Raw genomic sequence first — 26,374 nt, 5'->3', positions numbered from 1 at the left:
CCGCTGACAACCGCGACCTCGGGCAGGGGAATCACCCGCGGCCCCCGGCCCGTCCTGCGGGCGCAGGCACCAGGACGTGCTTTTTGAGCGGTTCCCACCAGGGCCGGTTGTCCCGGTACCAGGCGACGGTCTCGGCGAGTCCGGTCGTGAACTCCCTGCCCGGCACATAGCCGAGTTCGTCGTGGATCCTGCTCCAGTCCACGGAGTAGCGCCGGTCGTGGCCCTTGCGGTCCTCGACGTACTCCACCATCTCCCAGCCGGCGCCGCATGCCTCCAGCAGGAGGGCCGTCAGCTCCTTGTTGCTCAACTCGGTGCCCCCGCCAATGTTGTAGACCTCGCCGGGAACGCCCTTGGTGCGGACGAGATCGACACCGCGCACGTGGTCGTCGACGTGCAGCCAGTCGCGGACGTTGAGCCCGTCCCCGTACAACGGCACTGTCCGGCCGTCCAGCAGGTTGGTGATGAACAGCGGGATGAGCTTCTCGGGGAAGTGGTGGTGCCCGTAGTTGTTGGAGCAGCGCGTCACCCGCACGTCCAGGCCGTGGGTGCGGTGGTAGGACAGCGCCAGCAGGTCGCCGGCCGCTTTGGAGGCGGAGTACGGGGAGTTGGGCCGCAGAGGCTCGGTCTCGGTCCAGGCTCCGGTCTCGACCGATCCGTACACCTCGTCGGTAGAGATGTGCACAAAGGTGCGCGTGCCATGGCGCAATGCCGCGTCGAGCAGGGTCTGCGTGCCGAGGACGTTGGTGCGGACGAACGCGGCGGAGTCGAGGATGGACCGGTCGACGTGCGACTCGGCGGCGAAGTGGACGATCTCGTCGTGCTCGGCCACGGCCTTGTCGACGAGCCGGGCGTCGCAGATGTCGCCGTGCAGGAAGGCGAAGTGCTCATGGTCGCGTACGGCGTCGAGGTTGGCGGGGCAGCCCGCGTAAGTGAGCGCGTCCAGCACCGTGATCTCGACGTCGCCGGGCGACTTGGGGCCGAGCAGCGTTCGCACATAGTGGGAGCCGATGAATCCGGCGCCACCGGTGACCAGGATCCGTGTGCGGTTCATGAGGAGATCTGCACCCTGCCGTGGTCGCCGATGACGAGGCGGTGCGTCGCGGGGACGCGCGGCGAGAGCGTCACCGTCACATTGCGTCCGATGAGCGATGCCTCGATGCGGCGGATGCTGTCGAACGACGAGTCGCGCAGGACGATCGAGAACTCGATCTCGCTGTTCCGGATGAGGCAGTTCTCGGCTATCGAGGTGGAGGGGCCGACGTAGGAGTCGATGACCACGCTCCCGGGGCCGATGACGACCGGGCCCACGATGCGCGACCCGCGCACTTCGGCGCCCGCGTCGATCCTGACGCGGCCGATGATTTCGCTCGCTGCGTCCACGAAGCCCTCGATCCGCGGCTCGAGGCCTTCCAGGAGTGTCCTGTTGACCTCCAGCATGTCGGTGACGTTCCCGGTGTCCTTCCAGTAGCCGGAGATGACCGTGGACCGTACGTCGTGCTGCCGGTCGATCATCCACTGGATGGCGTCGGTGATCTCCAGCTCGCCGCGGCGGGAGACCTCAATGGACCGTACGGCCTCGTGCACACCGGGGGTGAACAGGTAGACGCCCACGACCGCGAGATCGCTGCGGGGGCGCTCCGGCTTCTCTTCCAGACCGACGACGTGGCCCTGCTCGTCGAGGACCGCCACACCGAACGCGGTGGGGTCGGGCACCCGGGTGAGCAAGATCTGCGCGTCCGGTTTGTCCTTGCGGAACTCATCGACCAGGTCGGTGATGCCACCGAAGACGAAGTTGTCCCCCAGGTACATGACGAAATCGTCGTCGCCGAGGAACTCCCGGGCGATGAGGACGGCGTGCGCGAGCCCGAGCGGTGCGCTCTGCGGGATGTAGGTGACCTTGAGTCCGAAGTCGGAGCCGTCGCCGACAGCTTGCTCGATCTCCTTGGCCGTCTCCCCGACGATCATGCCGACTTCGACGATGTCCGCTGCCGCGATCGCTTCCAGACCGTAGAAGAGGATCGGCTTGTTGGCGACGGGCACCAGTTGTTTCGCGGACGTATGGGTGATCGGCCGCAGGCGCGTACCCGCGCCCCCGGACAACACGAGAGCCTTCACGTTTCCATCCCGATGGCGAGTGTGGTCAAGGTGCGGTGGAGTCCACCGTGATGGCCAGGGAGGGACACAGCTGCTCCGCCTCTTCCACCGCTTCCGTCAGGTGCTCCGGTGGCTCGCTCACGCGCAACACGACGCAGCCGTCGTCCTCGTGCTGTTCGAAGACATCGCCTACGGTCATCGCACACAGCCCGGCGCCGACGCACCTGTCCCTGTCAACCGTGATCTTCATCCTGGTCCCTTCAGCTCTTGGCTCGCGACCATCGTGTCGGCTGTGAGGTCTGTCGCCGACCGCCCTGGTCATGGTCTGGTGAATCGCCCAGACAATGAGCCCGGTCCGGGAGTTCTGAGAGCGCCGGCAGGCCGGCGACCACATCCGGCGTGTGCTCTCAGCGTTCGGTGGCGAGCCGTTCGAGGACGGGTACGAGCGCCTGCGGGCTGGGCATGGCCGCCGCCTCGGCACGCAGACCCTCCGCTGCCTCGCCGTAGCCGGATTCGCCGACAAGCCGCTGGACGTGACCGCGCACCTGTTCCGCGTCCGCTTCCCGGTGGTGCGCGAAGATGCCCGCCCCCGCGTGCTCGAGCGACCTGCCGCGCAGCTCGTGATCGGAGATGGACGTCGACAGGATCAGCTGAGGGACGCCATAGGCGAGCGCGGTCGAGTAGGAGCCGTACCCACCGTGGTGGATCACCGCGGAACAGCTGGGCAGCAGGGTGTTCAGCGCGACCGAGTCGACCGCCCTGGCGTTGTCCGGCACCGCGCCGATCCTCTCGTGCTGCGCCGGTACGAGCGCCGCGACGACCTCGACGTCCAGGTCGGACAGCGCGTCGAGGATGTCGGGTACGGACACGTAGTCGCCGCCGTAGCCCTCCGTGTTGGACGAGCCGAGGGTCAGGCACACCCTGGGGCGCTTGGGCGCCTCGCGGAGCCAGTCCCACACCACGGCAGGGCCGTTGTAGGGCACATAGCGCATCGACACCTCGTGCAGTTCGCTCGGCAGGCGCAGGCTCGGCGGCAGGGAGTCGAGGGTGAACTGCCCGTTCAGCAGCTCCTCGTCGCAGGTGACACCGAACGGTTCGGCGCGCGCCGTCAGCCACTCGGTGAGCGGGTCGCTCCGCTCTTCCTCGGGCACCTGCGCCATCAGCTCCAGGTACGTGCGGCGCGAACGGCCCCACACATCCGCGCACCACAGCAGGCGGGCATGGGCCGCGCCGCAGGTGCGGGCGGCAATGGCACCGGCGTAGGCGAGCGGGTCCCGGATGACCAGGTCGGGCTTCCAGCTCTGCGCGAAGGCCGCCAGGTCGTCGATCATGGAGTCGTTGTAGGTGGCGAAGCCGTAGGGAACGCTCAGCTCGTACCGCAGCCGCAACTCGTCCCAGGTGATCTCGTCGGGCCCGGTGCGGCTCCAGTTCGCGGTCTCGTAGTCCTGTGAGTCGCGGTAGCTGGTCATGTCCTGGTAGATGCCGTGGTCGTGTCCCACCGGGACGGCGGTGAGCCCGGCCCGGGTGACCGTCTCGGTGAGCAGCGGGGTGCTGGCGACCCGCACCTCGTGCCCCGCCGCGCCGAGCGCCCATGCGAGCGGCGCCATGCAGAACAGGTGCGATTTCTCGGACAGACTGACGAACAGTATGCGCATGGGCCCCTCGGATCTGCGGACGGTTGATTGCCTGCGGCTACGACGGTTCAGATGGTGTCCATCCAGCCGGTGACGGTTTTCGCGGTGGAGCCCGCATGGGCCTCCATCATCGTGAAGTGATTGCCCGGCACCTCGGCCACGGTGTCCGCGCCGTCCCAGGACGCCTGCCACTGGTCCGGTTCGAGCGGTCCCGCCTGCTCGACGGTCACCGGCGGCTCGCTGGAGCGCACGAGCAGCACGGGGCAGGAGAGGCGGTCCGGCGACCATGCGCCGACGACACTGATGTACCAGCTCATCGCGGTGAGCCGGTCCGCGTCCATGTGCGCGAACATGGACTCGCGGTCGAACATGCCGCCGATCATCTCCCCGGCAAAGCGGGTGAAGGGCGAGTCCTCGCGCGGCAGGTAGGTGTCCAGCAGCGCGACACCGGCAGGCGGCGTCCCCGACTTGTCCAGGTAGTGCGCGACGGCGAGCGCCAGTATGCCCCCGGACGACGAACCGACAAGCACGAACGGCCTGTCGCCCGCGCACCGCACCACCGCCTCGGCCTGCAGCCGCACGACCGCCTCGAAGGAGGCGGGCAGAAGCTCTCCCCGGCCGAAGCCGGGGGTCGGCAAAGCCCATACGTCGCGCTGGCCCCGGTAGGCGGAGGCGAACCTGGCGTACTGGTGCACGCCCGCGAGCGCCACGTACGAGCTGAAGCAGATCAGGCTCGCAGCACCCGTGTCCGAGGTGCCGTCGCCGCGGCGGGCGAGCCGCACGGGCGCGAAATCGGCCCCGAACTCCCCCGGCGCATCGAACGTCGGCCTCAGTTCCGCAGCCGCCTGCAGCAGCGCGAAGCCCTCCTCCACCCGCCCCGACGCGCAGGCCGTCCGGAACAGGGCGCCGATCGTGTCCTCCGTCCGCCCCGCCCCGGAGGGCGGGTCGTCGGATCGCCGGGAGCCGGACTTCGGGAGAGCGGGCGCCGACAGTTCCTCGCCCAGCCGGGACGCGAGGTCCCGGGGGGTGGCGAAGTCGAACACGAGCGTGGGCGGGAGCAGCAGGCCGGTGGCCACGCCGAGCTGGTTGCGCAGCTCCACTGCAGTCAGCGAGTCGAAGCCCAACTCGGTGAAATCACGGTCCGGTTCGATCTCCTCGGGTGACCCGTGGCCGAGAACCCCCGCCACCTGGCGCCGTACCAGGTCCAGCAGGAGTGCGTCCCGCTCGGCGGGCCCGGCTGCCGAAAGCCGCGCGAGCAGGGCGTCCTTGTCCTTTCCGGAGGCGGAGACGGTACGCCGGGTACGGCCCGGAGCCGAGGTGCCCAGCAGCGCTGGGAGTCCGCTCCTGCCGAGGCCTACGGTGACCAGGGCGGGCTCGCCGGTCGCAAGCGCGGCGTCGAACAGCGCGAGGCCGTCGTCCGCGGAGAGCGGCCGCATACCGCTGCGGGCCATGCGCCGCCGGTCGGTGTCCGCGAGCCCCGCCGTCATGCCGCTGCTTTCTGCCCACAACCCCCACGCCAGTGAGGTGGCGGGCAGCCCATGGGCCGCCCTGTGCCGGGCCAGACCGTCCAGGAACGCGTTGGCGGCCGCATAGTTGGCCTGTCCTGCCGAACCGAAGGTGCCGGCTGCCGAAGAGAAGAGCACGAACGCCGACAGCTTCTGGTCCTTCGTCAGCTCGTGCAACAGCTGGGCGGAGTCGGCCTTCGGACGCAGCACCCGCTCGATCTGGTTGTCGCTGAGCGCGGTCAGGACACCGTCGTCGACGACGCCGGCGATATGCACGACGGCCGTGAGGGGATGATCCTGCCGAATCGAGCCGAGCAGCCCCTCCACGGCCTCCCGTTCGGAGATGTCGCAGGCCACGAGGGACGCTTCGGCCCCCTCCTCGGCAAGCTCCGCCAGCAGCGCCTGTGCCCCGTCGGCCGCGGGCCCGCCGCGGCTCGCCAGCAGGAGGTGCCGTACGCCGTGCCGGGTGACGAGATGGCGTGCGGTAAGCCGCCCCAACGCGCCCGTGGCGCCGGTGACCAGCACCGTGCCGTCCGGGTCGAATACGAAGGCGGGGACCTCCGCGGGCGCGACGAGGCCGAGGTGGGGCAGGCGCAGCTCGCCCGCCCGGAGAACCGCCTGCGGGTGGGCGGCGGCCACGGCTCCCGGAAGAGCGCTGCTGGAAGCCTCGCTGTCGTCGAGGTCGAGAAGCCGCAACCGCTCGGGGTGTTCCAGTTGGGCGGAGCGGATCAGCCCCCACAGCGCCGCGCCCGCGAGATCGTCTACGTCCTCGCCGGGCTCGGCGGCGACGGCGTCCCGGGTGACAAACACCAGGCGGGAGTCGGCGAACCGTTCCTCGGCGAGCCACCGGCGGCAGGCGGCGAGGGTGCCGACGAGCAGTTCCCGGACGTCCAGTTCGTCCTTGCGGGGGTCCGAACCGCACTCCAGCAGCACCGTGTCGGGCATCGTCATCCCCATTGCCGCGGCTGCTGCCAGCGCGTCGAGGTCGGCGTACGACTCCACATGTACGCCCGCGGCGTCCAGCACCTCCGCTATCCCGCCGTCCGCCGGGCCGCCGCCGGCAGTGCTGTGACCGACCGGGCTGCCGAGAACAACCCACCGCGCTGCCTCGGGTCGCGGGGGCGGGGAGGCGGCGGCACGCCAGTCGAGGCGCAGCGGGGCATCCGGCCCGGCCGACGGCGCGGGCATCTGCTCGGGTGTCACCGTGCGCAGGACGAGCGCGTCGGCACTGGCGACGGGCCGGCCGGAGGTGTCCGCGACCAGCACCGAGAAGGCGTTGGCGCGGTCCTCGGCGGGCGCCAGACGTACGCGCAGCGCCGTTGCCCCCTCGGCGTGGAGCGTCACCCCGCTCCAGGCGAACGGCAGCATGGCCTCGCGGTCACCTGAGCCGCTCGCGTCCCGGCCGCTGACGAGAAGCGTCTGGACGGCCGCGTCGAGCAGCGCGGGGTGCAGCGTGAACCGTGCGGCGTCGGCCCGGTACGGCTCGGGCAGCGCGGCTTCGGCGAACACCTCGTCACCGCGCCGCCATACGGAGCCGAGCCCCTGGAACGCAGGCCCGTAGGTGAACCCGCCTTCGGCGAATGTGTCGTACCAGTCGCCCGGTCCCACAGGCTCGGCGCCCTCGGGCGGCCAACTGCTCAGAACGTCCGGCTCGATCCGGGGAGCGGTGGCCAGGGTGCCTTGTGCGTGCCGTGTCCAGGGGGCGGTGTCGTCCGCCTCCACGGGCCGGGCGTGCACGGTCAACGGCCGCCGCCCGGCCTCGTCGGGAGCGGCCACGGCGACCTGGAGGTGGACGGCGCCACGCTCCGGAAGGACGAGCGGCGCCTCCAGGGTGAGTTCGGCGAGATGGTCGCAGCCGGTCCGGTCACCGGCGCTGATGGCCAGGTCGAGATAGGCCGTCGCCGGAAGGATCACGCTGCCCAGCACCGCGTGGTCGGCGAGCCAGGCGTGGGTGGCCAGGGAGAGCCGCCCGGTGAAGACGACGGATTCCGAGCCGGCCACGGTGACGGCCGCGCCGAGCAGCGGGTGGTCGGCCGCGCGCAGCCCTACAGAGTCGAGGTCGCCCGCCCCGGCCGCGGCGTCCCACCAGTAACGCCGCCTCTGGAATGCGTATGTGGGCAGGTCGACGCGGCGAGCATCGGGGAACAGCGCAGACCAGTCGGGACCGGTGCCCGATGTGTGGAGCCTGCCGATCGCGTCCATGACACCGCGTGTCTCGGACCTGTCCTTGCGCAGCGCCGGGACCAGAGTGCGGTTGTCGGCGGAGAGGCATCCCTGCGCCATGGCGGTCAGGGTTCCGTCGGGGCCGACCTCCAGGAACCGGGTGACGCCGTGCTCCTCCAGCCGGCGGATACCGTCGGCGAACCGGACGGCCCCGCGCACATGCCGTACCCAGTAGTCAGGCGACGTCAGATCCGTGGCGAGTTCACCGGTCACATTCGAGATCACCGGGATACGCGGCTGCTCGTAGGACACGCTCTCCGCGACCGTACGGAACTCGGCCAGCATCGGCTCCATCAACGGTGAGTGGAAAGCGTGGCTGACCCGCAGGCGCTTCGTCTTGCGGCCCTCGGCCTCGAAATGCGCGGCGACCTTCGAGACGGCGGACTCCTCGCCGGAGACGACAACCGACTGCGGCCCGTTCACCGCGGCAATGCTCACCCGCTCCACATCCAGCAGCGGCAGCACCTCGGCCTCCGAGGCCTGGAGCGACAGCATTGCCCCGCCCGTCGGCAGCGCCTGCATCAACCGGCCACGCGCCGCCACCAGACGACACGCATCCTCAAGAGCGATCACGCCGGCCACATGTGCGGCCACGAGCTCGCCGATCGAATGCCCGAGCAGGAAGTCGGGCCTGACACCGAACGACTCCATCAGCCGGTAAAGCGCGACTTCGACCGCGAACAACGCAGGCTGGGTGAGGACGGTGCGGTTCAACGCATCAACGTCATCACCGAACACGACATCCCGCAGCGGCAACTCCAACTCACCGTCGAAGTACGCACACGCCGAATCAAACGCCTCCGCGAAAGCCGGAAAGGCGTCGTACAACTCGCGCCCCATACCGACCCGCTGCGCGCCCTGCCCGGTGAGCAGGAACGCGGTCCTGCCTTCGCCCCGAACCTCCCCGGTGACTACGTTCGCCGCGGTCTCCCCAGCCGCCAGAGCACTCAGGCCGCGCAGCAGTTCGTCACGGTCCTCGCCGATGACCGCGGCGCGGTGCTCGAACGCGGACCGGGTCGTGGCCAGCGCCAGTCCCACGTCCCGCAGGCCGAGTTCGGGCCGATCCTGTACATACGCGAGCAGCCGTCCGGACTGCGCCCGGAGCGCATCGCGTGTGCTGCCGCCGATCACCCAGGGCACGGGAACCGGAACGGGTGGGCGTACGGGTACGGATACGGGTACGGTCGGTGCCTTGTCCTCCGGGGATTCGGAGGCGGGGGCCTGTTCGAGGATGGCGTGCACATTGGTACCGCTGATGCCGAACGAGGACACACCTGCCCGTCGTGGCCGGTCTGTCTCCGGCCACTCCACGGCGTCGGTGAGCAGCCGTACGTTCCCATCCGACCAGTCCACGTGCGTCGTGGGCCGGTCGATGTGCAAGGTGGGTGGCAGGACGCCGTGTTGGAGCGCCAGGACCATCTTGATCAGGCCCGCGACACCGGCGGCTGCCTGCGTGTGCCCGATGTTGGACTTGACCGCGCCCAGCCACAAAGGCCGGTCTGTCTCCCGTCCCTGCCCGTATGTCGCCAGGAGCGCCTGTGCCTCGATCGGGTCGCCGAGTGTCGTGCCCGTACCGTGTGCTTCGACGGCGTCGATGTCCGTGCCGGACAGGCCGGCGCCTGCCAGGGCTGCGCGGATAACCCGCTGCTGCGAGGGGCCGTTGGGCGCCGTGAGACCGTTCGACGCACCGTCCTGATTCACGGCGGAGCCGCGGAGCAGCGCCAGCACCGTGTGCCCCTTCCGCTGTGCGTCCAAGAGCCGCTCGACCAGCACGACACCGACGCCCTCGGAGAAGCCGGTGCCGTCGGTCCGGTCGGCGAACGCCTTGCACCGACCGTCTGCGGCCAGACCCTGCTGACGGCTGAAGTCCAGAAAGAGCCCCGGGGTTGACATGACGGTGACGCCGCCCGCAAGTGCGAGATCGCACTCCCCCGTCCGGAGCGCCTGCGCCGCCAGGTGGAGGGCGACGAGCGACGACGAGCAGGCGGTGTCGACGGTGACGGCGGGCCCCTCCAGCCCGAACGTGTACGAGAGGCGGCCGGACATGACGCTCGCCGAGTTCCCGGTGCCGAGGTGCGCCTCCGCGTCCGGTGCCGCGGCCAGCGGACGGGAGGAGTAGTCCTGGTAGTTGGTGCCCGCGAAGACGCCGGTACGGCTGCCTCGCAGCGACAGCGGGTCGATCCCGGCCCGCTCGAATGCCTCCCACGACGTCTCCAGAAGCAGCCGCTGCTGCGGATCCATCGCCACCGCCTCCCGCGGCGAGATCCCGAAGAAGGCGGCGTCGAAGTCGGCGACATCATCGAGGAATCCACCGGCACGGGTGTAACTGCGCCCCGGCACACCGGGCTCGGGGTCGTACAGGGCGTCGGCGTCCCAGCCCCGGTCGGAGGGCCACGCGCTGATGGCGTCCACCCCGTCGGCCAGCAGCCGCCAGAACTCCTCCGGCGAGGTCACTCCGCCGGGGAAGCGGCAGCTCATCGACACGATGGCGATGGGGTCGTCCTCGTGGATCGACGGTGTGGGCGGCACCGGCGCGGGCTCCGCTGCCGCCTCTTCGAGGCTCAGCTCCGTGCGCAGTCTGGCGGCCAAGGCGCTCGGGGTTGGGTGGTCGAAGATGAGCGTGGCCGGGAGCCGTTTGCCGATGGCTTCGCTGAGCGCGTTGCGGAGCTCGACCGCCATGAGTGAGTCGAAGCCCAGCTCGCGGAAGGCCCGGTTGGGGTCGACCTCGTCGGGATCGGTGTGATTGAGGACAGCGGCGACGTGGGCGCGGACGAGCTGCGCCAGGGCCTGGCGGAGCTCCGCTGCGTCGAGGGCGGCGAGCCGACGGGCGAGCGTGGGCCCATCTGCCGGTTCCTCCGTCGCCGGTACGGCGGCGCCGATCGCCCGCTGTGCGTCGGGCAGGTCGGCGATCAGGGGCCGGGCGCGTGCCCTGGTGAAGACGTGCGCGAAGGTGTCCCAGTCGATGTCGGTGACGGCGACCGTGGTGTCGTCGTGGTCGAGGGCCCCTTGCAGCGCGGAGACGGCCGACTGCGGGTCCATGACACGTACGCCGTGCCGTTGCAGTCGCCTGCCCACGGCGCCCTCGGCCATACCGCCTTCCGCCCAGGGCCCCCAGGCGATGGAGGTGGCCTGGAGCCCGGCTGCCCTGCGCTGCTGGGCCAAGGCGTCGAGGTAGGCGTTTCCGGGGGCGTAGTTGGCGTGTCCCGGCGCGCCGATGGTGCCGGCGGTGGAGGAGAACAGCACGAACGCCGACAGGTCGTGCTGCCTGGTCAGTTCGTCGAGATTGCAGGCGCCGCCCACCTTGACCCGGAGCACCCCGGCCAGTTGAGCGGGCGTCAGGGAGTTGATCATCCCGTCGTCGAGTACGGCGGCGGTGTGCATGACGGCGGTGAGCGGCCGGTCGGCGGGGATCGCCTCGAGCAGCGCTGCGACCGCGTCCCGGTCGGCGATGTCGCAGGCGGCGAATTCGGCTTGGGTGCCGAACTCGGCCAGCTCGGCGGCCAGCTCGGTGATGCCGGGGGTGTCGGCGCCGCGTCGGCTGACGAGGAGCAGGTGCGGTGCGCCGTTTCGGGCGAGCCAGCGGGCCACGTGCCGCCCCAGCGCGCCGGTCCCGCCGGTGACCAGGACGGTGCCCTTGGGTGCCCACGGGCGTGCGGTGTCGAGCGCGCCGGTCGCGGCGCGGACCAGTCGTCGGGCGAGGACACCGCTTGGCCGTACCGCGAGCTGGTCCTCGTCGCCGATGCCGGCGAGCGCGCCGACCACGGCCGTGGCTGCGGCCCGGTCCAGGGTTTCGGGCAGGTCGAGCAGTCCGCCCCAGCGCTTCGGCTCCTCAAGGGCGACGACTCGGCCGAAGCCCCACACCAGTGCCTGACGCGGCGCGGCAACGCCCCGCAGGGGGTCGGTGGCCACGGCGCCGCTGGTGGCGAACCACAGCGGGGCCTGGACACCCATGTCGTCCAGTGCCTGGACGAGACCGACGGTGGCGGCGAAGCCTCTGGGCAGGCCGGGAAGTGCGGAGTGGTCGTCCTCGTCCAGGGCGAGCAGGGAGACGACGCCCGCGAGCGGGGGCAGCCGTTCCTCTGGGGATGCCGTGTCGCGCAGGGCGTCCCCGCAGCGCAGGGCGTCCGCGCAGCGCAGGGCATCCCCGATCGTCCCGGCGAGTGAGGCCCTGTCCTGCTCGGGTTCCGCCATCACGGTGACCGGGCGCGCTCCCGCGGCGGAGAGTGCCTCCGCCATGGCGCTGACCATTGGACCTTCGCCGGGTGCGACCAGCAGCCAGGTGCCGCGGAGGGCGGGCGGCGCCGCTCCGGCGGGGACGGGCTTCCAGGTGACGCGGTAGCGCCACGAGTCGGCGACGGCCCCTTCGCGGTTGCGCCTGCGGTAGTCGCAGAGCGCGGGCAGCATCCCGGTGACGGCTGCGGAGTCCAAGCCCAGGGCTGCGCTGAGCGTGTCCGCGTCGCCGCTCTCGACGGCCTCCCAGAAGCGGATGTCGCTGGCGTCGCCGGGGCCGCCGGGGCGCAGTTCGGGGGCGGGCCTGGGCCAGTAGCGGCGCCGCTGGAAGGGGTAGGTGGGCAGGTCGATCCGCTGGGGGGCGCTGCCTCCCGGGGTGCTGTTGAGGACCGTGCGCCAGTCCACGGGCCCCCCGGCGACGGACAGTTCGGCGAGCGAGGTGAGGAAGCGCCGGTGGCCTCCTTCTCCTTTACGGAGGGTGCCGACGACAGCGGCGCCCGCGATGTCGAGTGCGTCGAGCGTGTCGCGTACGGCCGCCGTCACCACGGGGTGCGGTGAGGTCTCGACGTACGCGCGGTAGTCCTGTTCGGCGAGGGAGCGGACAGCGTGCTCGAAGCGTACGGTCCGGCGCAGGTTCTCGTACCAGTAGCCGGCGTCCAGCCGCTCGGTGTCGATCCAGTCGCCGGTCACTGTCGAGAAGAACGGAATCGCGCTGCTGCGCGGCTTGATCGGTGCCAGTTCGGCGAGCAACTGCTCGCGAATCTCCTCGACATGTGCGGAGTGGGAGGCATAGTCGACCGGTATCCGCCTGACCTGCGCGCCGTCGGCTTCGAGCGCGGCGAACAGCTCGTCGAGTGCCTCCGCCTCGCCGGAGACGACCACGGACTGGGGGCCGTTGACGGCGGCGACCGACACACGGTCGCCCCATGGCGCGAGACGCTCCTCCACGGCCGGCAGCGGCAGCAGTACGGACATCATGCCGCCGCGTCCCGCGAGTGAGGTCAGTGCCCGGCTGCGCAGGACGACGACGCGGGCGGCATCCTCCAGGGTGAGCGCCCCGGCGACGCAGGCGGCGGCGATCTCGCCCTGGCTGTGCCCCACGACGGCGTCGGGCTCCACGCCTCGGGCCCGCCAGAGCCCCGCCAGGGAAACCATCACGGTGAACAGCGCGGGCTGGACGACGTCCACGCGATCGAGCGACGGCGCCCCCTCCAGGCCGCGGAGCACCTCGTGGAGGGACCAGCCGGAGAACTGTTCGACGGCCTGCGCGCACTCGGTGAACCGGGCGCGGAACTCCTCGTCCGTATCGAGCAGTTCGGTTGCCATACCGGCCCACTGGGCGCCCTGGCCGGGGAAGACGAAGGCGGTACGGCCGTCGCCGCCGCTCGTGCCGCGTACCACCCCGGGGGCCGGAGCGTCGGCGGCGAGCGCGCCCAGGCCACGGAGCAGTTCGTCGCGGTCGACGGCGATGACGCCGGCCCGGTGCTCGAACGCCGACCGGGTGGTGGCCAGCGACCAGGCGGCGTCGCGCAACGGCACCGGCGGCTCGGCGGACAGCCGCTCACGCAACCGGGAGCTGAGTGTGCGCAGCGATTCCGCGGTGCGCGCGGAGACGAGGAAGGCAAGCTCGCCAACGGTGGCGTCGGTCCTGGGTGCGTCGTCCGCGTCGGGGACGTCGTCCGCGTCGTCCACGTCGGGGACGGGTTCCTGCGCCGCGGCCTGTTCGAGGATGACGTGCGCGTTGGTGCCGCTGACGCCGAAGGAGGAGACACCGGCCCGGCGTGGCCGCCCGCGGTCGGGCCACGGTTCGGCCCCCGCGAGCAGCGACACCCTCCCCGCGGACCAGTCGACGTGCGACGAGGGCCGGTCGACATGCAGGGTTCTCGGCATCAGCCCTTCCTGGAGGGCGAGCACGGCCTTGATGACACCCGCCGCACCGGCGGCGGCCTGCGTGTGTCCGATGTTGGACTTCACGGAGCCGAGCCACAGCGGTTGTTCCGCGTCCCGGTCCTGCCCGTACGTCGCGAGGAGCGCCTGGGCTTCGATGGGGTCGCCGAGCGTCGTACCGGTGCCGTGCGCCTCCACCATGTCGATGTCCGCCGTGGCCAGGCCCGCGCCGGCGAGGGCCTGCCATATGACGCGCTGCTGGGAGGGGCCATTGGGGGCCGTCAAGCCGTTGCTCGCTCCGTCCTGGTTGACCGCAGAGCCGCGCACGACGGCGAGTACGGGGTGTCCGTTGCGGCGGGCGTCGGCCAGCCGCTCGACGAGGAGCATGCCCGCGCCCTCACCCCAGGCGGTGCCGTCGGCCGCGTCCGCGAACGCCTTGCACCTGCCGTCGTCGGCCAGTCCGCGCTGCCGGCTGAACTCCAGGAACAACCCGGGTGTGGACATTACGGTCACACCGCCCGCCAGCGCGAGGTCGCACTCCCCCGAGCGGAGCGCCTGCGCCGCCAGATGAAGGGCGACGAGCGAGGACGAGCACGCGGTGTCGACGGTGACTGCCGGCCCTTCGAGGCCGAGCGCGTAGGAGACCCGGCCGGATACGACACTGGCGGCGTTGCCGGTGCCGACGTGCCCTTCCAGCCCTTCCACGGCTCCGAGCAGCAAAGCGGTGTAGTCCTGCCCATTGGTGCCCGCGAAGACCCCGGTACGGCTGCCGCGAAGCGACACCGGGTCGATCCCTGCCCGCTCGAATGCCTCCCACGACGTCTCCAGCAGCAGCCGCTGCTGCGGATCCATCGCCACCGCCTCCCGCGGCGATATCCCGAAGAAGGCGGCGTCGAAGTCGGCGGCCCGGTCGAGGAATCCACCGGCACGGGTGTAACTGCGCCCCGGCACACCGGGCTCCGGGTCGTACAGGGCGTCGGCGTCCCAGCCCCGGTCGGAGGGCCACGCGCTGATGGCGTCCACCTCGCCCGCGAGCAGCTGCCAGAATTCCTCGGGCGATGCCACCCCGCCTGGAAAGCGGCAGCTCATTGCCACAATCGCCACCGGCTCCTGGATCCCGGCCTCGACTTCGTGCAGGCGCTGCCGGGTCTGGTGAAGGTCGCTGGTGACCTTCTTGAGGTATTCGAGGAGCTTCTCTTCGTTCATGCACCCTCATCCACGCGGCGGTTCCGGGGCTTTTGCGGTCGGCGGCTCATGACATGCCGAGGTCGTTGTCGATGAAGTCGAAGATCTCGTCGGCGGTGGCGGAGCTGATCCGGTCGCTCACCCCGGCGTCGTCCTTCGCCTCTCCGCCTCCGTCCTGTCGCTCGTTCCACCTCGCCAGCAGCGCCTGCAGCCGGGAAGCGATCCTGGCGCGCTGCGGATCGTCCGGCGACACCTCTCCCAGCACGCCCTCCAGCCGGTCGAGTTCGGCGAGCGCGGGCAGTCCCGCGGCGGTGTCCCCGGCGACGACCCGTGTGCGCAGATGGCGGGCCAGGGCCACGGCGGTCGGGTGGTCGAACAGCAGCGTGGCGGGAAGCTGCGTACCGGTGACGAGACCCAGCCGGTTGCGCAGCTCGACGGCCATGAGCGAGTCGAAGCCCAGTTCGCTGAAGGCACGCTTCGGGTCGATCGCGTCCACGGAGGAGTGCCCGAGAACGCCGGCCACATGGGTGCGGACGAGGGTGGCGAGCACGCGTTCCTGGTCGGCCTCGCTCCGCCCTGCCAGCTGCTCGCGCAGCGCGGCGAGACCGCCGTCCCGACCGCTGCCGGCGGACTCGCGCTCCGGGGCCGCCCGCCGTGCCTCGGGCAAATCGGAGAGCAGCGCACTTGGCCGCACCGAGGTGAAGCCGGGAACGAACCGAGCCCAGTCCACGTCGGCCACGGCCAACGTGGTGTCGCCACGGGTCAGCGCCCGCTCCAGCGCGTCGACCGCGAGCTGCGGGTCGATCGGGTCCATGCCGCCGCGCCTGAGCCGGTGTTCCAGCTGCTCGTCACCCGCGGCGCCGGCCGCCATGCCGCTACCGGCCCACGGCCCCCACGCGATCGAGGTGGCCGGCAGGCCGAGGGCCTGCCGCTGCTGGGCGAGTGCGTCCAGACAGGCGTTGGCGGCTGCGTAGTTGGCCTGCCCCGTCGCGCCCGCCGTACCGGCGAAGGACGAGAACATCACGAACGCCGTGAGGTCGCCGGTCAGTTCGTGCAGGTTCACCGCGGCGGCCAGCTTGGGCCGCAGCACGGCGTCCAGGCGCTCACCGTCGAGCCCGGCGATCAGTCCGTCATCGAGCACACCCGCGGTGTGGAACACCGCGTCGACGGGATGCTCGGCCAACAGCCGTGCCAGCGCCTCTCGGTCGGCGGCGTCGCACGCGACGACCGTCACCCGGGTGCCGTGGGCGGTCAGTTCGGCCGCCAGCTCGGCAGCGCCTTCGGCTTGCGCGCCACGCCTGCTCGCCAGGACCAGGTGCCCGGCCCCCCGGTCGGCCAGCCTGCGAGCCACGTGTGCGCCGAGTGCTCCGGTGCCTCCGGTGACCAGAACGGTTCCGGTGCACTCCCACGGCTGTTCGGTTCCGGTGCCGTCGTCCCGGGACTGTGCCCGCACCAGTCTCCGTACGAATGTGCCCGAGCCGCGTACGGCGACCTGGTCCTCGCCCTGCCCGGCTTCCAGCACCGCGCACAGCCGCTCCACAGCCCGCTCGTCGAGCTCCGCGGGCAGGTCGACGAGGCCTCCCCAGCTCTGCGGCTGCTCCAGCGCGGCGACGCGCCCGAAGCCCCAGACCGCGGCCTGTACGGGGGACGGCACGGCCTCGCGCTCCCGCGCCGCGACGGCCCCGGTGGTCGCGCACCACAGCGGCGCACCAGAGCCCAGGTCGTCGAGGGCCTGTACGAGGGCCATGGTCGCGGCGAGTCCGCCGGGCGTGGCGGGCTGCGTCCGGTTCGGCTCCTCATCGGTGCCCAGCAGTGAAAGCACCCCGTCCACGGGGCCCAACTCGTCCAGGACCGTGGTCAGCTGCTCGGCGAGCGACTTTCGGTCCACCACGCCGCAGTCGACCTCGAGGGGGACGACCCGGGCCGCCCCATGGGCGGCCAGCCCTGCCGCGATCGCCGTCTCCCAGACCCGGCCGGTACGTCCCGCGGGCAGCGGAAGCAGCCAGGTGCCGGACAGGACGGGAGCGGAGGCGTCGCCGACCGGCCGCCAGATGACCCGGTACTCCCAGCCGTCGACGGCGGTGCGCCCGCGCTGCTTGAGGCGCCACGAGGACAGAGCGGGCAGCACCTCGCTCAGCGGGGCATCACCCGCCAGATGGAGACGCTCGGCCAGCTCGCCCAGGTCGGCCCGTTCCACAGCGGCCCAGAACTGCTCGTCCACCGTCTGCGTCGGGTCGGCTCCGGTCTGCGGCCCGGCCGGTTCCAGCCAGTACCGGCGGCGCTGGTAGGCGTATGTGGGCAGCTCGACACGGCGCGCCCCCTCGCGGTACAGGGCGGCAGGACCCGACCCCAGACCTCGTACGTGAAGGCTTGCCGCAGCCAGCAGGGCGCTGGACGACTCGGGCCGCTCGCGCCGCAGTACAGGGAGCGCGGCGGTGTCCTCACCGGGCTCGCGCAGGCTTTCCCATGCCATGGCGGCAAGGGCACCATCGGGGCCCAGCTCCAGGTACGTCCGTACGCCGTCGGCCTCCAGCCGGCGGACGCCGTCGCAGAAACGGACGGCCTCCCGCACGTGCCGCACCCAGTACTCGGGCGAAGCGAGGTCGGCTCCGGCGGCCGGTTCCCCGGTGAGGTTGGAGACGACAGGGATACGCGGCGGTGCATACCGCACACCCCGCGCCATCTCGCCGAACTCCGCCAGCATCGCTTCCATCAGTGGTGAGTGAAACGCATGGCTGACCCGCAAACGCCTAGTCTTCCGCCCCTGCTCGGCCAGTTGCCCCGCGATGCGGGTGACCGCGTCCTGCTCGCCGGACACGACGACTGCCGAAGCCCCGTTCACCGCGGCGATGCCCGCCCGGTCCGCGAGACCCTCCAGCAGGGGCAGTACCTCCTCCTCGGAAGCCTGAACGGCGATCATGGCACCGCCCTCCGGCAGAGCCTGCATCAACCGGCCGCGGGCCGCCACGAGGGCGCAGGCGTCCTCGAGGGTCAGCACCCCGGCCACATGCGCGGCGGTCAGCTCTCCGATGGAGTGGCCGATCAGGAAATCGGGCCTGACACCCCACGATCCGACCAGGGCGTGGAGTGCCGTTCCCACAGCGAACAGCGCGGGTTGTGTGTACGCGGTGCGGTCGAGCAGTGCGGCTTCGGTCGAACCCTCGTCCGCGAATACCAGGTCACGCAGGGGCCGTTCGAGGTGCCGGTCGAAATCCGCGCAGACCTCGTCGAACGCCCGCGCGTATACGGGGAAACGTTTGTACAGCGCGCGGCCCATGCCGGCACGCTGGGAGCCCTGACCGCTGAACAGGAAGGCGAGTTTCCCGCCGGTGCCCGCCTGCCCGCGCACCAGCCCCGCCGAGTCCTCCCCGCGTGCCAGCGCGGCGACGCCTGTCAGGAACGCCTCCCTGTCCTCGGCGACCAGCGCCGCCCGGTGGTCGAAGGCGGCGCGGGTGGTGGCGAGCGAGTACCCGACATCGTGTACGGACAGACTGGGATGGTCGGTGACATGCGTCCGCAGCCGCTTCGCCTGGTCGCGGAGTGCTGCCGCGGAGCGGGCGGACAACGGCCACACGACGGGCCCGTCGTGTTCGTCGGACCGGTCGTGTTCGTCGGACCGGTCGTGTTCGTCTCGCGAGGTGTCTGCGGGAGCGCTGGCGAGAGTACTGACGGGAGTGCTGTCGGTGGAGTTGCTCCCGGCGGGCCCGCTGTCGGCCGCCTCGGCCTGTTCGAGCACCACGTGCGCGTTGGTGCCACTTATCCCGAACGAGGACACGGCGGCCCGGCGCGGCAATTCGCTCCGCGGCCACTCCACGGCCTCGGTCAGCAGCCGCACATCTCCGGCCGACCAGTCCACGTGCGAGGAGGGCTCGGTGACGTGCAGCGTTTGTGGCAGCACCCCCTTCTGGAGCGCCAGCACCATCTTGATCACACCGGCGATGCCCGCCGCGGCCTGCGTATGCCCGATGTTGGACTTCACCGAGCCGAGCCACAAGGGCCGCTCGTTCTCGCGGTTCTGTCCATAGGTGGCGATGAGCGCCTGTGCCTCGATGGGGTCGCCCAGCGACGTTCCGGTGCCGTGCGCCTCGACCGCGTCCACATCACGGGCCGCAAGGCCCGCGTTGGCTAGCGCGGCCCGGATGACACGCTGCTGGGAGGGGCCGTTGGGGGCCGTCAGGCCGTTCGACGCACCGTCCTGGTTCACCGCGGAGCCACGGAGCACGGCGAGCACCGGGTGGCCATTGCGCCGCGCGTCGGAAAGACGCTCGACCAGGACGATGCCCGCGCCCTCGCCCCAGCCGGTGCCGTCCGCGCCCTCGGCGAACGCCTTGCACCGCCCGTCTCCCGCAAGGCCCCCCTGACGACCGAACTCCACGAACGCGCCCGGTGTGGCCATCACGGTCACACCGCCCGCGAGGGCGAGATCGCACTCCCCGAGACGGAGTGCCTGCGCGGCCAGGTGCAAGGCCACGAGCGACGACGAGCAGGCCGTGTCGACCGTCACCGCGGGCCCTTCGAGGCCGAGGGCGTACGAGACACGGCCGGACGTCACGCTGGTGGCGTGGCCGGTCAGCAACTGCCCCTCCGACCCTTCGGGCAGGACGTGCGCGGCCGAGCCGTAGCCCTGGTAGTTCGTCCCCGCGAAGACGGCTGTCCTACTGCCGCGCAGGGCCGCGGGGTCGATTCCGGCCCGCTCCAGCGTCTCCCACGAGATTTCGAGGAGAAGCCGCTGCTGCGGGTCCATGGCGACCGCCTCGCGCGGCGAGATCCCGAAGAAGTCCGCATCGAAATCACCGCACTCGTGGAGGAACCCGCCCTCGACATGGCCGACAGCCCCGTCGCCGCCCGTCCGCCAGCCGCGGTCGGCGGGTATCGGCGAGAGTGCGTCCACTCCCTCGGACAGCAGCCGCCAGAACTCCTCGGGGCTGCGCACCCCTCCCGGGAAGCGGCAGCTCATGGCGACGACGGCGAGCTGCTCCTCGCCGGCAGCCGCCTGGCCGATTGCAGCCCGGCCACCCGCGGCGTCCGGCACGGCTACGACAGCCGCCTCGCCGTCACCGAACAGCTCAGAACGCACATGGCGAGAGAGTGCCAGCGGCGACGGATAGTCGAAGACGAGCGTCGCCGGAAGCCGCAGACCGGTCGCGGCCGCAAGCCGGTTGCGCAGCTCCACGGCGGTGAGCGAGTCGATACCCAGGCCGCGGAAGTCCCGCGCGGGCTCGACGGCTTCAGGCCCGGCGTGCCCGAGCACGATCGCCGCCTGCGCGCGTACGAGATCCAGGACCGCGGTCTCCCGCTCGGCCGGCGGCAGGGCGCCCAGCCCGGCCCGCAGGCTCTCCACGGGGTCGCCGTCTGTCGCCGACGCGGCGGAGCGGCGCCCGGATCCCGTGACGAGACCGCGCAGGAGAGCCGGCAGCGCGGACTGGTGTGCGCGCAGTGCCGCATGGTCGAGCCGGACGGGGACGAGAACCGGGTCGGCCGTGCGGAGCGCGGCGTTGAACGTGGCCATGCCCTGTTCCGCGGTGAACGGGACCATGCCACCGCGCGCCATGCGCTGCAGATCCGTATGCGCCAGCTCGCCGGTCATGCCCGCACCGGGAGCCCAGGGGCCCCACGCGAGTGACGTGGCGGGAAGGCCGATGATGTGCCTGCTCTGGGCGAAGGCGTCCAGGAAGGCATTCGCGGCCGAGTAGTTACCCTGCCCTGAGCCGCCGAACATACCGGCGATGGAGGAGAAGACAACGAAGGCGGCCAGATCCTCGCCCCGGGTCAGCTCGTGCAGATTGACGACCGCGTCTGCCTTCGGCGCGAGCACGGTGTCCAGTCTCTGCGGCGTCAGCGAGGACACCACGCCGTCGTCCAGCACACCCGCCGTATGCACCACCGCGGTGAGGGGGTGCTCTGCGGGAATGCCCGCCAGCACAGTGGCCAGGCTGTCACGGTCGGCAGCGTCGCAGGCGGTGAGAGCGATGTCGGCACCGAGGGCAGTCAGTTCGTCCAGCAAATCCTCGGCGCCGGGCGCCTGCGGGCCCCGGCGGCTGGCGAGGAGCAGGTGCCGCATGCCGTGCTCGGCCACCAGATGCCGGGCCACCAGCGCGCCCAGACCACCTGTACCGCCGGTGATCAGTACCGTGCCCTCCGGGTCGAGAGCGACCGGCATCGTGAGGACGACCTTGCCCACATGCCTGGCCTGACTCAGGAATCGGAACGCATCCGGAGCCTTCCGTACATCCCACGCCGTGACCGGCAACGGCTCCAGCACACCCCGCTCGAACAGATCGAGGAGCACGCTCAGCATCTCCGCGATCCGCTCAGGACCGGCGTCGAACAGGTCGAAGGCCCGATACGCGACACCCGCGTGCTCAGCCGCTACCTCCTGCGGATCCCGCACATCGGTCTTGCCCATCTCCACAAACCGCCCACCCCGCGGCAACAGCCGCAACGAGGCATCCACAAACTCCCGCGCCAGGGAATCCAGGACCACGTCCGTGCCCCGGCCACCGGTCGATTCCAGGAACGACCGCTCGAAGTCCAGATCACGCGAGGACGCGATATGCGCCTCGTCCAGACCCGACCCGCGCAGTGTTCCCCACTTGCCCGGACTCGCCGTACCGAACACCTCAGCACCCAGATGCCGCGCCAACTGCACCGCAGCCATACCCACACCACCCGCGGCAGCATGAATCAGCACCGACTCGCCCGCCTGCAACCCGCCCAAGTCCACCAGCGCGTAATACGCCGTCAGGAACACCACCGGCGCGGCCGCCGCCTGCGCGAACGACCACCCCTCCGGAATACGGATGACGGTGCGTTCGTCGGCCACCGCCACCGGCCCGAACGACCGGGTGAACAGACCCATGACCCGATCCCTCGGGGAGAATCCAGTCACCCCCGGGCCGACCTCCGTTACCACACCGGCGCCCTCGATGCCCAGGGCCCCCGCTTCTCCCGGGTACATCCCGAGCGCATTCAGCACATCGCGGAAGTTCAGACCGGACGCGCGTACCGCGATCCGCACTTGCCCGGCGGCAAGTTCGGCGTTCGCCGCGGGACACTCCACGAGACACAGATTCTGGAGAGTGCCCTTCTCCACGATGTCCAGGCACCACGCCTTGGCCTGCTCGGGCACGGACAGCGCAGCCCGCCGTACGTACCTGCTGAGCCTCGGTGCGTACGCCTGGCCTGCGCGTACGGCCAGTTCGGGCTCGCCGGAGGCCAGAGCGGCGGGAAGCGCGGCGAGCGACTCGCTCGCTCCGTCGACATCGACGAGCGTGAAACGGTCCGGGTTCTCAGAACGTGCCGAGCGGACGAGCCCCCAGATGGCGGCCAACGCAGGATCTGGTCGCCGTTCGTCCACGGTGACCGCGTCCTGCGTGACCACGACCAGGCGGGATGCGGCGAACCGCTCGTCGGCCAGCCATGCCTGCACGATCGCGAGCGCCCGGTGGGTCACGGTGTGCGCGGCGACGGACTGATCGCCCTCGTCGGCGGCGTCGCCCATCCGCAGCAGGACGTGGGCAGGCACGTCGTCCTGCGGGAGCGAACCGAGGTCCGGGTAGCTCGCGGCGTCGATCGCGGACAGATCGAGTCGGTCGGCGCCATCCGCCATGTCGATGACGGCATCGACGGTCACGGCGGATCGGGCGGGCTCCGGCAGCGGTATCCACTCGATCGCATGCAGCGCGGTGTCCTGCTGTCCTGACCTTGCACTCGCGATCCGGTCGGTCGACACCGGGCGCAGGACCAGGGAGTCGATCGTCGCGACAGGCCCGCCCGAGGAGTCGGCCAGTTCCAGAGCGACCGCGTCATGACCGTTCATCAACAGCCGTGCGCGCAGCACCGAAGCTCCAGCCGCGTGCAGGGTCGCCCCTGACCAGGAGAAGGGCAACCTGCCTCGGCCGTCCGCCTCTTGGTCCGCGGGGACAAGTCCGATGGCATGCAGCGCCGCGTCCAGCAGTGCCGGGTGCAGCCCGAATCCTGCCGCATCAGGGACGGCGCTCTCAGGAAGTTCGACCGTGGCGAACAGCTCGTCACCGCGGCTCCATACATCACGCAGGCCGCGGAAGGCCGGCCCGTAGTCGAACCCGGCCGAAGCCAACCCGTCGTACAAACCGTCTACGTTGACGGGCTGCGCCCCGGCGGGCGGCCACTGGGACAGGTCGGCCCCGGGAGCCGGGGAGCCCGTGCCGAGTACGCCGCCTGCGTGGCACGCCCACGGCTGCTCGGGCGGCGCATCCTCGGACCGGGAATAGACACTCAGCGTGCGGCGGCCGGACTCGTCCGGCGCCCCGAGGGAAACTTGAAGCTGTACGGCGCCTCGCTCCGGCAGCACCAGCGGCGTCTGAAGGGTCAACTCCTCCACTTGCCCGCAGCCGACCTGGTCCCCGGCGCGGACCGCCAGCTCCAGGAACGCCGTGCCGGGGAACAGGATCGAGCCCGATACGACATGCTCGGCGAGCCAGGGGTGAGTCGCCGCGGAAACACGCCCCGTGAACACCATGGCGCCGCCGGCCTCGCCGTCCGCGCTGTCGGCCAGGAGGACGGCTGCACCCAGAAGGGGGTGATGAGCGGACACCAGCCCGGCAGAGCCCAGGTTTCCGGGCGCCACACCGTTGAAGCGGGGCCAGTAGCGCTGGTGTTGGAAGGCGTAGGTGGGCAGGTCGACGGGGGCGGAAGCGGTGCCGGTGTTGGCGTTGGCGTTGGCGTTGGCGTTGGCGTTGGGGAGGAATGTCTGCCAGTCGACGTCGATGCCGTGGACGAATGCCCGTCCGGCGGCGGAGAGCACCGCGGTCACCTCGGAACGGTCACCACGCAGAACCGGTATCAGGACATGGTCCATGTCTTCGTCAAGGCAGCCCTGGGCCATGGCGGTCAGCGTGCCGTCGGGGCCGATCTCCAGAAACCGGGTGACGCCGTGCTCCTCCAGCCGACGGATACCGTCGGCGAACCGGACGGCTTCCCGGACATGCCCCACCCAGTAGTCCGGGGACGTCAGATCCTCTGTGGTGGCCAACATGCCCGTGACATTGGAAATGACCGGGATACGCGGCTGCTCGTAGTTCACGCTCTCCGCGACCGTACGGAACTCGGCCAGCATCGGCTCCATCAACGGCGAGTGGAACGCATGACTCACCCGCAGCCGCTTCACCTTCCGACCCTCGGCCTCGAAATACGCAGCGACCTCCGCGACGGCGGATTCCTCACCGGAGACGACAACCGACTGCGGCCCGTTCACCGCGGCGATACTCACCCGCTCCAGGTCCAGAAGCGGCAGCACCTCGGCCTCCGACGCCTGGAGCGAGACCATCACCCCACCCGCCGGCAACGCCTCCATCAACCGACCGCGAGCCGCCACCAGCCGGCACGCGTCGTCAAGGGTCAGTACCCCGGCCACATGAGCTGCCGCCAGCTCGCCGATCGAATGCCCCAGCAGGAAATCGGGCCTGACACCGAACGACTCCACCAGCCGGAACAACGCCACTTCGACCGCGAAAAGCGCAGGCTGCGTGAGGCCGGTGCGGTTCAACGCATCCGCGTCATCGCCGAAGACGACATCCCGCAGCGGCAACTCCAACTCACCATCGAAATACGCACACACGGCATCAAACGCCTCCGCGAAAACCGGGAAAGCGTCATACAACTCCCGCCCCATCCCGACCCGCTGCGCACCCTGCCCAGTGAAGAGCAAAGCCAGCCGCGCTTCGGGTTCTGCCAGAGCAGTCACGACGGAAGCGACATCGTCACCGTTGGCCAGAGACCTGAGTCCTTCAACGAGTTCATCTCGTTCGGTGCCGAGTACGACGGCTCGGTGCTCAAACTGTGCCCGCGTCGTGGCCAGGGCGAACCCCACATCCGGCAGACCGAGTTCGGGCCGGGCCTCCACATACGCCCGCAACCGCTCCGCCTGCCCTCGCAGACCGGCCCGACTCCGCGCCGAAACCACCCACGGCACCACACCCGAACCATCCACAACAGCCACCGGCGGGGAAGAAACCTCCTCCACCGGGGCCTGCTCAATCACCACATGCGCATTGGTGCCACTCACCCCGAACGCCGACACACCCGCCCGACGAAACCGGCCGCTCTCCGGCCACTCCACAGCCTCGGACAGCAGCCGGACATTCCCCGCCGACCAGTCCACATGCGACGACGGCTCATCCACATGCAACGTCCGCGGCAGCACACCATGCTGAAGCGCCAACACCATCTTGATCACACCAGCCACACCCGCAGCCGCCTGCGTATGACCAATGTTCGACTTCACCGAACCCAGCCACAACGGCCGGACCCCATCCCGCCCCTGCCCGTACGTCGCCAGCAGCGCCTGCGCCTCGATCGGATCACCCAACGACGTACCCGTACCGTGCGCCTCCACCACATCCACATCGGACGGGGAAAGCCCCGCGCCCGCCAACGCCTGCCGGATCACCCGCTGCTGCGACGGACCATTCGGCGCGGTCAGACCATTCGACGCGCCGTCCTGGTTCACCGCAGAGCCGCGTACGACCGCCAGCACCCGATGACCGTTCCGCCGCGCATCCGACAACCGCTCCACCACCAGCACACCGACACCCTCGGCCCACCCCGTGCCATCAGCAGCATCCGAAAACGCCTTGCACCGGCCATCAGCAGCAAGTCCCCGCTGACGGCTGAACTCGATGAACGCCCCCGGCGTCGACATCACCGTGACGCCACCCGCCAACGCGAGGTCACACTCACCCGACCGCAGCGACTGCGCCGCGAGATGCAGCGCCACCAACGAAGACGAGCACGCCGTGTCCACCGTCACCGCAGGACCCTCGAGCCCCAGCGCGTACGCCACCCTGCCCGATACGACCGCGGCGGCATTCCCCGTACCGAGGTAGCCGTCCTGGCCTTCCGGGGTGCTCAGCAGAAGGGCGGGGTAATCCTGGCCGTTGGAGCCGACGAACACCCCGGACCGGCTGCCGCGCAGTGCCTGAGGGTCGACGCCGGCGCGCTCAAGGGCCTCCCAGGACGATTCCAGCAGAAGCCGTTGCTGCGGGTCGATCGCCACCGCTTCACGTGGGCTGATACCGAAGAACGCCGGGTCGAACCGGTCGACTCCGCTGACAAATCCGCCGTGGCGCGAATAGCTCTTTCCTGGCTGTCCCGGCGTCGGGTCATAAAGGGCGTCGAGGTCCCAACCCCGGTCGGTGGGAAGCTCGGAGATCGCGTCCTCGCCGCCAACCACCAGCCGCCACAGGTCCTCGGGGCCCGCCACACCACCCGGCAGACGGCAGCTCATCCCGACAATCACCACCGGATCGTCGGATGTGGAGACGACCATCGGCAGATCGGAAGACGCGTCGGTCCCGGTCCCGAACAATTCATCGCCCAGGAAGCGCGCCAGCTCGACCGGCGTCGGGTAGTCGAAGACGACCGTGGTGGGCAGCCGCAGTCCGGTCTCCCCGTTCAACCGGCCGCGCAATTCCACCGCGGTCAGCGAATCGAAGCCCAGGTCCCGGAATGCTGAACGGGCTTCCATGGATTCCCGGTTGCCGTAGCCGAGGACTGCTGCGGCGTGGGTACGGACCAGGTCCAGCAGGGCCCGGTCCCGCTCCGCAACCGGCAACCCCGCCAAACGCTCCCGCACCA

6 protein-coding genes are annotated in these 26,374 nt (G+C 70.8%); all 6 read right to left on the bottom strand.

The window, feature by feature from the left end; genetic code table 11:
• Positions 1–31: 31 nt before the first annotated feature.
• Entirely contained in the window at positions 32–1,051 is a 1,020-nt protein-coding gene (gene rfbB / locus ACH492_RS27255) for a dTDP-glucose 4,6-dehydratase (protein ID WP_398990313.1), read from the bottom strand.
• Positions 1,048–2,115: a glucose-1-phosphate thymidylyltransferase gene (locus ACH492_RS27250; protein WP_398990312.1), complete on the bottom strand. Its 1,068-nt coding sequence runs from the start codon at positions 2,113–2,115 to the stop codon at positions 1,048–1,050. The genes rfbB and ACH492_RS27250 overlap by 4 nt, the downstream gene beginning before the upstream one ends.
• A 25-nt stretch (positions 2,116–2,140) precedes the next feature.
• Entirely contained in the window at positions 2,141–2,344 is a 204-nt protein-coding gene (locus ACH492_RS27245) for a ferredoxin (protein ID WP_356233583.1), read from the bottom strand.
• Between the two features lie 157 nt (positions 2,345–2,501).
• Positions 2,502–3,749, bottom strand: coding sequence for an activator-dependent family glycosyltransferase (locus ACH492_RS27240; protein WP_398990311.1), 1,248 nt, complete (start codon positions 3,747–3,749; stop codon positions 2,502–2,504).
• Positions 3,750–3,796: 47 nt separating this feature from the next.
• Positions 3,797–14,779: a type I polyketide synthase gene (locus ACH492_RS27235; protein ID WP_398990310.1), complete on the bottom strand. Its 10,983-nt coding sequence runs from the start codon at positions 14,777–14,779 to the stop codon at positions 3,797–3,799.
• 46 nt (positions 14,780–14,825) lie between these two features.
• A partial coding sequence (locus tag ACH492_RS27230; RefSeq protein WP_398990309.1) for a type I polyketide synthase occupies positions 14,826–26,374 on the bottom strand: 11,549 nt, incomplete at its 5' end.

The sequence above is a fragment of the Streptomyces sp. NPDC019443 genome, assembly GCF_044389785.1.
GTDB lineage: Bacteria > Actinomycetota > Actinomycetes > Streptomycetales > Streptomycetaceae > Streptomyces.
Note: the sequence above shows the minus strand (reverse complement) of the source record. Positions and strands in the feature narration are given on the sequence as shown.